This is a genomic window from Roseateles sp., from assembly GCF_031397715.1.
Taxonomy (GTDB): domain Bacteria; phylum Pseudomonadota; class Gammaproteobacteria; order Burkholderiales; family Burkholderiaceae_C; genus Paucibacter_A.
On the sequence record NZ_JANNMI010000265.1, the window covers coordinates 1 to 9,446 of the forward strand.

A 9,446-nucleotide genomic window follows, 5' to 3' on the forward strand; every position below is an offset into this window, starting at 1 on the left:
TTCAAGAACATCAACCGCTCCGTTTTGTCAGTCTGGCGTGGCAGGAGAGAGCGATTGCGTCCAAACGCACAAAGCGATCCAATTCGTCCTCAATCAGTGCCGGCAGTCGTTCGTGTAAATGTGCCCCTCGCTGCGCCAGCCAGATGATCAGCGCTGGATCGTTCAGATGCCTCACCAGCCAGCGAGCCAGATGGAACATCACGTCGTCCCAATCGCTGCCGGCAGCGCCAGCTGAAACCAGCGACATCCACGGCGCACGCCCATACGGCGCGGGGCGACGGATCAAGCTGAAGCGCAGCTTGTCGTCCACATCTGCTCGCCGCGGAACTTTGAAATGACTCCAGTCGCCGTGCTGGTAACGATCCTCCGAGAACGCCTCCAGCCATTCGATCGGTGGTGCGGGGTTGAAGTCCGCAAAGCGCTTTGCGGGTAGCCCTGATTCATGTGACAGCGCCCATAACATTCGCCCCACGAAGTCATCCTGCCGTGAGCTTGCGGAAGGGCGAGCTACGGCGTAGTCCACGACGATGCGTTCTTTGCCGAGGATGCCGTCACGATAGGTGTCAGCCCAGGCTGTCAAAGTCTTGTGCAGCGCCGAGTGATCTTGGCTGCCCCCGGGCACTTCGTAGAGGACGGGGCAAACGCCCTTGGCCTCCCATTCGACGGTCTTGACTTGCTCTTGTCCGGGCTCGCAGTCGCCCAAGGCATAAGCCTGTGGGGTGACTTCGCCCAACATTCGGTCGGCTGCCAGCGCGTCCATCATGTAGCGAAGTACCGGGTCATTGATGCTGTAGCCGACAAAGCAAACCACGTAGTTACGGAATAGCTCGCTAACGAAGCGAGCCGCCCAGCGTTCGGTCAGATAGGCGAGGCCAAAGTCGCCGCTGGTGAGCACCAGCCGGTGGAGCGTGCTGTCGTCCACCTTGGCGGGCAGCAGTCCGTGCAAGTAGACCAATCCGTCCCAGCGGCTGCTTTTCGGGATGGGAAGCATCGGCGCTGCATAGGCACTGAAACGCTGCTTGGTGCGGTGGGCGGCTCGTTCAAACACGCGGTCGAAGTTGGTGGTGACAAGGCGGATCGAACCCTCGCGGAGGCGGGCCAGTTGCAGTAAGGCGGCGTGTGTGTCCGTGGCGCCCTTGCTGCGCCAATTGGGTTGCAGGACTTCCGCGAGTGCTTTGCGCACCGCAATACGCTGCCCAGGCAGCCGTCGCTCAAGCAGGTCCAGGGTGGCATCGAAATGCTCGCGGTTATAGGCTTCCTGCTCAATGGCCGTACAGGTCGTGCCGACGCGTTGATAGATTTTGTCCACCAACCCCTTGAATCCCGGCAGCCCTGCGGGGTAAGAAATGCCAGCTCCACAGAACAACACAACGCGCCCCTCTTCGTGCGCTTGCAAGAGAGCATCTGGAATGTCAGGGCCGTTGGCGACGAATTGCATGGTCAAGCCGCTTCGACCGACTGGGACGGGTTGTCCGCAGAGCGACGGCCGATGTGGGTGAGGTGCCGCAGGTTCCGAATGAGCGTCTCGCGCAGTTCGGCCGGCAGCTTGCTGATCACGAAATTGCTTCCGCTTCTGTCAAGAGCGCTAGGTCGGTGGAGGTCGCGTGATGCAGCAGGCTCAGCTCGCAGATCAAGCTTCCCGGCGCAGCGCAGGGAACAAAATAACGTCCCGAATTGACGGCGAATCGGTGATCAACATCATCAGCCGGTCAATGCCGATGCCGCAGCCGCCGGCCGGTGGCATGCCGTATTCCAGCGCGCGGATGAAGTCGGCGTCATAGAACATCGCCTCTTCGTCGCCGGCTTCCTTGTTCGAGACCTGCGCCTGGAAACGCGCCGCTTGGTCCTCGGCGTCGTTCAGTTCGGAGAAGCCGTTGGCGTACTCACGGCCGGTGATGAAGAGCTCGAAGCGGTCGGTGATGGCCGGGTTGGCGTCCGAGGCGCGCGCCAGCGGCGAGACCTCGACGGGATAGTCAATGATGAAGGTCGGGTGCCAGAGCTTTTCTTCCACCACCGCCTCGAACATGCCGAATTGCAGCTCGGGCAGATTCCAATGTTTGGGCGCTGCCTCGCCTAGAGCCGCCAGGCGCTCGCGCAAGACCAGCGCGTTGTCGGCCTCTTCCGGGCTCAGGCCGGCATGCTCAACCAGCGAGTTGCGCACCGACAGGCGGGCGAAGGGCTTGTCCAGATCGACCGGTTTGCCGGCATATTGAATAGCGGCCGTGCCGGTGGCGGCGCGGGCAGCGTGGCGCAGCACTTCCTCGGTGAAGTCCATCAGTTCGATATGCGTCCAGTAGGCCGCATAAAACTCCATCATCGTGAATTCGGGGTTATGCCGAACCGAGATGCCTTCGTTGCGGTAGCTACGGTTGATCTCGAACACGCGCTCAAAGCCGCCGACCAGCAAGCGCTTCAGATACAGCTCGGGCGCAATGCGCAGGAACATCTGCTGATCGAGCGCGTTGTGATGGGTGATGAAGGGCTTGGCGTTGGCGCCGCCCGGGATCGGGTGCAGCATCGGCGTCTCGACTTCGAGGAAGTCATGCTCGACCATATAGCTGCGGATCGACGACACCGCTTTGGAGCGCGCGACGAAGCGGGCGCGTGCGGTCTCGTCGGTGATCAGGTCGACATAGCGCTGGCGGTACTTTTGCTCCTGGTCCACCATGCCGTGGAACTTGTCGGGCAGCGGCCGCAGGCTCTTGGTCAGCAGGCGCAGATTCGTGACCCGCACCGACAACTCGCCGGTCTTGGTGCGGAACAAGGCGCCTTCGGCGCCGACGATATCGCCCAGGTCCAGATGCTTGAAGGCGGCGTAATTTTCTTCGCCGATGCCGTCCTTGGTGATGAAGAGTTGCAGTCGCCCGGTGGCATCTTGCAGGGTGCCAAAAGAGGCCTTGCCCATCACCCGCTTCAACATCAAACGGCCGGCCACCGAGACCGCCACGGCTAAAGGCTCCAGCTCTTCATTCTCCAGATTGCCATAGCGCTGGCTCAGCAACAGCGCGCGGTGCTGGGGTTTGAAATCATTGGGGAAGGGGATGGGGTTGACGGCGCGAATCGCGGCGAGTTTTTCGCGGCGTTCGGTGATGAGCTGGTTCTCGTCAACGGCGACAGGTGCGTGGTGCGGTGCGGCGGGGGTGTGCTGGGTCATCTGAGGGCGTAGCCGGTTTGAATTTGCGGCGATTTTAGACGCACCCCCGTAGAATCGAAGGCTTACCTCCTTTCGGCCCACCATGCGCCTCAGTCTGCCCATTCTTGATCGACCTATCCGCTTCGCCCTGGTGGGCTGCGGGCGCATTTCCAAAAACCATATCGAGGCGATCGCGGCCCATGCCGGCGATGCCGAATTGGTGGCGGTCTGCGACAGCAAACCCGAGGCGCTTGCGGCTGCAGTGGCGCTGACCGGCGCGGCCGGTTTTTCCTCTCTCGACGCTCTGCTCGCCGGTTGTGAACCGGACAAAACGGCCGACATCGTCGTGCTCGCCACCCCCAGCGGCCTGCACCCGCAGCAGGCCATGCTCGTCGCCGCCGCCGGCCGCCATGTGCTGAGCGAAAAGCCGATGGCGACCAAGCTCGACGAAGGCATTGCGATGGTGCGGGCCTGCCGCGACGCCGGCGTCAAACTCTTTGTGGTCAAGCAAAACCGCCTCAACGCCACCGTGCAAAAGGTTCGCGAGGCGATCCAGCAAGGCCGCTTCGGGCGCATTTTTCTGAGCACCGTCAATGTGTTCTGGACCCGGCCGCAGTCTTACTACGACGCCTCGCCCTGGCGCGGCCGCTGGGACTTGGACGGCGGCGCCTTCATGAACCAAGCCAGCCACTATGTCGATCTGCTCGACTGGTTAGTCGGCCCGGTCGACAGCGTGCATGCTTACACCGCCACGCTGGACCGCGATATCGAGGCCGAGGACACCGGCGTGATGAGCGTGCGGCTGCGCCACGGCGGCCTGGCCTCGGTCAATGTGACGATGCTGACTTTCCCGCAGAATCTGGAAGGATCGATCACCATCCTGGGCGAAAAAGGCACCGTCAAGATCGGCGGCACGGCGGTCAACAAGATTGAGCACTGGCAGTTTGCGGACCAGCGGCCCGAGGATGCGCTTGTATTGAGTGCTAACTACGAGTCCAGCAGCGTCTATGGCTTTGGCCATCCGCTGTACTACGACAACGTCATCAAGACGCTGCGCGGCGAGGCCAACGCTCAAGTGGATGGTTATGAGGGCTTGCGCTCGCTGGAGATTTTGATTGCGGCCTATCGCAGCGCCCGCGACGGGCAGCGCGTTGGTCTGCCGCTGGTGTTCTGATCATGGGCTACTGGAAGCACGACAGCGCCATCGTTGACGACGGCGCTCAACTCGGCGAAGGCACAAAGGTCTGGCACTTCGCCCACGTCAGCGCCGGCGCCCGCATCTGCGAGCGCTGCGCCTTGGGCCAGGGCGTTTATGTCGGCAATGACGTGGCTGTAGGCAACAACGTGCGCGTGCAGAACAATGTCTCGGTCTATGACGCGGTGACGCTGGAGGACGATGTGTTTTGCGGCCCCAGCATGGTCTTCACCAATGTCTACAACCCGCGCGCGGCGGTGGCGCGCAAGAATGAATACCGCCGCACGCTGGTGAAGCAGGGCGCGACGCTGGGTGCCAACTGCACCATCGTTTGTGGCCACGAAATTGGCCGTTACGCCTTTGTCGGCGCCGGCGCGGTGGTGCAAAAAGACGTGGCTGACTTTGCCCTGGTGGTCGGCGTGCCGGCCCGGCGCATTGGCTGGATGAGCCGCTATGGCGAGAAGTTGGCCTTTGATGCCCAGGGTTTGGCCGAATGCCCGCATACCGGCGATCAGTATCAACTGGCCGGCGAGGTGTGCGAACTCGTGAAAGTGGGAAGCTTGTGAGCCTGCCCTTTATTGACTTGAAGGCGCAGTACGCGGCGCTCAAACCCCGCATCGACGCGCGCATCCAGGCCGTGCTCGACCACGGCCAGTACATCATGGGCCCCGAGGTCAAGGAGCTGGAGCTGGCACTTGCTGCCTACACCGGCGCCAAGCATTGCATCACCGTGTCCAGCGGCACCGAGGCGCTGTTGATTGCCCTGATGGCGCTTGACCTGAAGCCCGGTGACGAGGTCATCACCACGCCGTTCACCTTTGCGGCCACCGCCGAGGTGATTGTCTTGCTGGGGGCCAAGCCGGTGTTTGTGGACATCGAGCCCGACACCTGCAATATCGACACGCGCCTGATCGAAGCGGCCCTAACGCCCAAGACCCGCGCCATCATGCCGGTCAGCCTGTACGGGCAGGTCTGCGATATGGACGAGATCAATGCGGTGGCGGCCGCGCATGGCAATTTGCCGGTCATCGAAGACGCCGCGCAGAGTTTTGGTGCGACTTACAAGGGCAAGAAGAGCTGCGCCCTGAGCACCTTCGGCGCCACCAGCTTCTTCCCCAGCAAGCCGCTGGGCTGCTACGGCGACGGCGGCGCGCTGTTTACCGATGACGACGCGCTGGCGCAGGCCGCGCGTGAAATCCGCGTGCATGGCCAAAGCCAGCGCTACACCCATACCCGGCTGGGCGTGGGCGGGCGCATGGACACGCTGCAATGCGCGATCGTGTTAGCCAAGCTGGAGCGCTTTGAGTGGGAACTGGCGCAGCGCCGCGCCTTGGGCGCGCGCTACCGGCAGCTGATGCAGGACTTGCCGCTGCAAGGCTTGGGTTTGCGCCCCGATCGCGACTGCGTCTGGGCCCAGTTCACGCTGCAAGTAGAGCAGCGCGAAGCGGTGCAGCAAGCACTCAACGCCGCCGGCATACCGACCGCGATCCACTACCCCAAGCCTATGCATAAGCAGCCGGCCTATGCGCAGTACGGGCAGGGCAAAAGCTTCCCGCATGCCGAGCGTGCCGCCGAGCGCGTGTTGAGCCTGCCCATGAGCCCCGACCTGAGCGAGGCGCAGCAGGACAGCGTGGTGGCGGCCCTGGCGAGCGCCTTGCGGGTTTGATGAGTCGTCGTCCGTCCGATGGCTAACAAGGGCTTGCTGCGGGCGACCCTGACCCTGCTGGCCGGCGGCGCCTTGGCGCAGGCCTTGCCGCTGCTGCTCGGCCCTTGGTTGACGCGCGTCTACACGCCGGCCGAGTTCGGCCAGTTCTCGTTTTTATGGGCCTTGGCGAGCAATGTGGCCGTGGTCGGCTGTGCTCGCTACGAGTTTGCGCTGCCGTTGGAGGCCGAGGCTTCGCCGGCTGCCGTCTTGATGGCGCTGTGCGCCCGCGTGCTGCTGGTGGTGACGGCGGTCAGCGCCGTCGTCGGCGGGATGCTGTGGGCCTGGCAAGACCTGGCCTTTAGCTGGCTGATGCCGCTGGCGGTGCTGGCCGCTGCTGCCACGCAGTGGCTGACGCTGTGGGGCATGCGGGCCCAGCGTTTTCACTTGCTGGCCTGGGCGCGCGTCTTGCAATATGGCGGCGGCGCGCTGCTGCAGCTGGTGTTTGGCCTGCTCAGCCTGGGGGTGGTGGGCCTGCTCTTGGGGCCGATCTTGGCGGGTCTGGCGACAGCGGCCTTGTTGGCTCGGCCCGCACCACTGGGCGGCTGGGCCGGGCTGTGGCGCGTGCCGAGCCAAGCGCTGCGGGCGATGGCGACCAAGCACCGCGATTTTCCGCTCTTCAACACACCGCACGCCTTTGTTGGCGCCTTGCAAGACAGCGTGGCCATGCTGCTGATCGCGGCTTGGGCGGGGGATGCGGCGGCTGGCTTTTGGGCCTTGGCGCTGCGCTATTGCAAGGCGCCGGCCGGCTTGATTGGGGGCGCGCTGGCGCAGGTGTTGTACCCACGTTTGGTGGCCGCTGTGGACGGCCCTGAGGCGCTGCGCGTGGTGCGCCGGACCATGGCTGTCTTGCTGCTGCTGTCGGCTCCCTTGGTGCTGGCGCTGCTCTTGGGTGGGCCGTGGATGTTTGCGACGCTGTTTGGTCAAGCGTGGCAGCCGGCGGGCGAAGTGGCGCGGGCCTTGGCGCCCTATATCGCGCTGCACTTCGTCGCCTCGCCGCTGTCGGTGGCGATGATGGCTTGGCGGGCGCAGGCGTGGGGTCTGCGTTTGGCGCTGGCCGGGCAAGTCTTGTTTGTGCTGGGTCTGGCGGGCGGGCTGGCCCTGGGCGGCTTGGTCGGCGCGGCCTGGGGTGTGTCAGCCGCTATGCTGGCGTACTTCACATATTTTTTCTGGGCCTTGGCCCACTGGCAGAACTTTCCTCGAGTGGGTGAACATGTTTCGATCCCGGCTTAACCATTGGCGACGCCGCTTGCTGTGGGCGACCGGCCTGCGCACCGTCTTTGGCGAGCGGGCCGCAGATGGGCGCGCCTTGCTCCATAGCCGGATCGCGCCGAGTACCTGCATCGAAGGTGAGGGGGGCTTGATGCTGGGCGACCATGTCTTCATCGGCCAGTTCAATTTCATCGACGCCACCGCCGGCCTGCAGATCGACGAAGGTGTGCAGATCACCAATTTCGTCAGCATCGTCACGCACAGCTCGCACCGCTCGATTCGCCTGCTAGGCCGCCAGTATGTTGAGCATGTGGGCGAGCGCCCCGGCTTCATCAAAGCGCCGATACGCATCGGCGCTTACAGCTTCATCGGGCCGCATAGCCTGATTGAAGCCGGCGCGGTGATTGGCAAGGGCGTGGTCGTTTGTGCCTATGCGCAGGTGCGCGGCGAGGTGCCCGACTTTGCCATCATGGCCGGCCAGCCGGCGCGCCAAGTCGGCGATGTGCGTGCCGCCGATGCCAAGCTGCTGGCCCTGCACCCGATGCTGGCCGCTCACTACCAGGCCTGGGCCGGGGAGTTGCCGGTTTGAAAGCGATCAAGCTGGTCTTGATCGGCGACGCCGAAAGCCCGCATCTGCTCAAGTGGGCGCGCGCCTTGGCGCAATCGCCCGGGATCGAGCTTTGGGCGGCGTCGTCACGCGGTTTCACGCCCGAGTTCGAAGCCTTGCTGCCGGCGGCGCGGCGCTACGCGATGCAGACCCAGCCCGACCATGGCGGCGGCAACTTCGGCCTGTTCATGCAGCTGCCTGGCCTGGGCGCTTGGCTCAAGCGCGTCGACGCCGACTTCTTGCACGCCCACTACCTGACCTCGCATGGCACCCTGGCCTGGGCGGCGCGGCGCGGTTGGCGCTTGCGGGCGCGCATCATTGGCTCGGCGTGGGGCAGCGATATTTTGGTGACGCCCGATCTGAGCTGGGCCTATCGCTGGCTGACGACCCAAGTGCTCAAAGCTTGCGCGCTTTGCACCTCGGACTCACGCCATATGACGGCGCGCATGCACGATTTGGGCGCGGGCGAGGTGATGACCTTTCCGTTCGGCCTGGACGCGATGCCGAAGGCGAATGTGCGTAAGCAGCCTTGGTTGTTTTTTGCCAACCGAGGCTTGGAGCCGATCTACCGCCCGCACCTGGTGATGCAAGCTTTTGCGGCGGTGGCGGCGCAGATCTCCGAGGCCAGATTGGTGGTGGCCAATGACGGCTCGCTGCGCGCCGAGCTGGAGGCGCTAACGCATGAATTGGGCGTGGCGCAGCAGGTGCAGTTTGTCGGCCGCCTCGGGGCCAAGGCGCAGGCCATCCACTACGCCCGCTCGCGCTGGTACTTGAGCCTTCCGCAGAGTGATTCGGTCTCGGTGTCGGTGTTTGAGGCGATGGGGCATGCGTGCGTGCCGCTGTTGTCTGATCTGCCGGCCAATCATGAGTTGTTGGGTGACGGGGCGGGGCAGGGCTTGATCTTGGACGGCCTCGCAATGACTGCCTTGCCGGCGCAGTTGCTCGCGCTGGCAGGTCGGGCCGACGCCATTGGCGCCGTCAACCGCGCTTGGGTGGCCGAGCATGGTTTGTTTGCGCCGGCCGTGCAGCGATTTTTGAGCCGCTTGAGGGAACTGGAAACAAGCACGTGAAGATACTGCTGATCAACCACTACGCCGGCTCACCTCAGCATGGCATGGAGTTTCGCCCGTTCTATTTGGCCCGCGAGTGGCGGCGTGCCGGCCATCAGGTGCTGATCTTGGCAGCCTCGGAGTCGCATGTGCGCAGCACGCAGCCGCAGGCCGGCGGGCAGACCATAGCCGGTGTCGCCTATGTCTGGTACGGCACGCCCGCCTACGCAGGCAATGGCTTCGGCCGGCTGCGCAATATCTGGTCGTTTTGCCGCCAGCTTTGGAATGATGCCGATGCGCTGGCCGAGAATTTCCAACCCGACGTGGTGATTGCGTCGAGTACCTATCCCATGGACATTTGGCCGGCTCGCCGCATCGCCAAAAAGGCCCGAGCCAAGCTGGTCTACGAGGTGCACGATTTGTGGCCGCTCTCTCCGATCGAATTGAGCGGTATGTCACCGCGCCACCCCTTCGCGATGTTGTGCCAAAAGGCCGAGAACGAGGCCTACCGCGACGCTGATGTGGTCGTCTCGATGCTGCCCAAGGTG

Annotated in this window: 9 protein-coding genes; 7 read left to right on the plus strand and 2 right to left on the minus strand. The window is 63.9% G+C overall.

The genetic code is table 11. The annotated features are described in order from the left end of the window. Positions 1–10: 10 nt before the first annotated feature. Positions 11–1,438, minus strand: coding sequence for an SIR2 family protein (locus RMO57_RS11590; protein WP_310386769.1), 1,428 nt, complete (start codon positions 1,436–1,438; stop codon positions 11–13). A gap of 192 nt (positions 1,439–1,630) precedes the next feature. Next, a complete protein-coding gene (gene lysS, locus RMO57_RS11595) occupies positions 1,631–3,154 on the minus strand; it encodes a lysine--tRNA ligase (RefSeq protein WP_310386771.1) in 1,524 nt (507 codons plus the stop codon). 82 nt (positions 3,155–3,236) lie between these two features. On the opposite strand from lysS, the gene RMO57_RS11600 reads away from it, so the two are divergent. The 7 genes from RMO57_RS11600 to RMO57_RS11630 form a co-directional block, all read left to right on the plus strand. Further along, the gene (locus RMO57_RS11600; RefSeq protein ID WP_310386773.1) at positions 3,237–4,307 is read left to right on the plus strand and encodes a Gfo/Idh/MocA family oxidoreductase; all 1,071 of its coding nucleotides are present in this window, start codon (positions 3,237–3,239) and stop codon (positions 4,305–4,307) included. 2 nt (positions 4,308–4,309) lie between these two features. Beyond that, positions 4,310–4,894, plus strand: a complete 585-nt coding sequence (locus RMO57_RS11605; RefSeq protein ID WP_310386775.1) for an acyltransferase — start codon at positions 4,310–4,312, stop codon at positions 4,892–4,894. 2 nt (positions 4,895–4,896) lie between these two features. Further along, on the plus strand, positions 4,897–5,994 hold the full coding sequence (locus RMO57_RS11610) for a DegT/DnrJ/EryC1/StrS family aminotransferase (protein WP_310386785.1): 1,098 nt from the start codon (positions 4,897–4,899) through the stop codon (positions 5,992–5,994). 18 nt (positions 5,995–6,012) lie between these two features. Next, positions 6,013–7,263: a lipopolysaccharide biosynthesis protein gene (locus RMO57_RS11615; RefSeq protein WP_310386776.1), complete on the plus strand. Its 1,251-nt coding sequence runs from the start codon at positions 6,013–6,015 to the stop codon at positions 7,261–7,263. Further along, positions 7,244–7,831: an acyltransferase gene (locus RMO57_RS11620; RefSeq protein ID WP_310386779.1), complete on the plus strand. Its 588-nt coding sequence runs from the start codon at positions 7,244–7,246 to the stop codon at positions 7,829–7,831. The genes RMO57_RS11615 and RMO57_RS11620 overlap by 20 nt, the downstream gene beginning before the upstream one ends. Then, a complete protein-coding gene (locus RMO57_RS11625) occupies positions 7,828–8,919 on the plus strand; it encodes a glycosyltransferase (RefSeq protein WP_310386781.1) in 1,092 nt (363 codons plus the stop codon). Before RMO57_RS11620 ends, RMO57_RS11625 begins: the two co-directional genes overlap by 4 nt. After that, positions 8,916–9,446: glycosyltransferase (locus tag RMO57_RS11630; protein ID WP_310386783.1), on the plus strand; the 531-nt coding region annotated here is incomplete at its 3' end. The genes RMO57_RS11625 and RMO57_RS11630, both read left to right, overlap by 4 nt.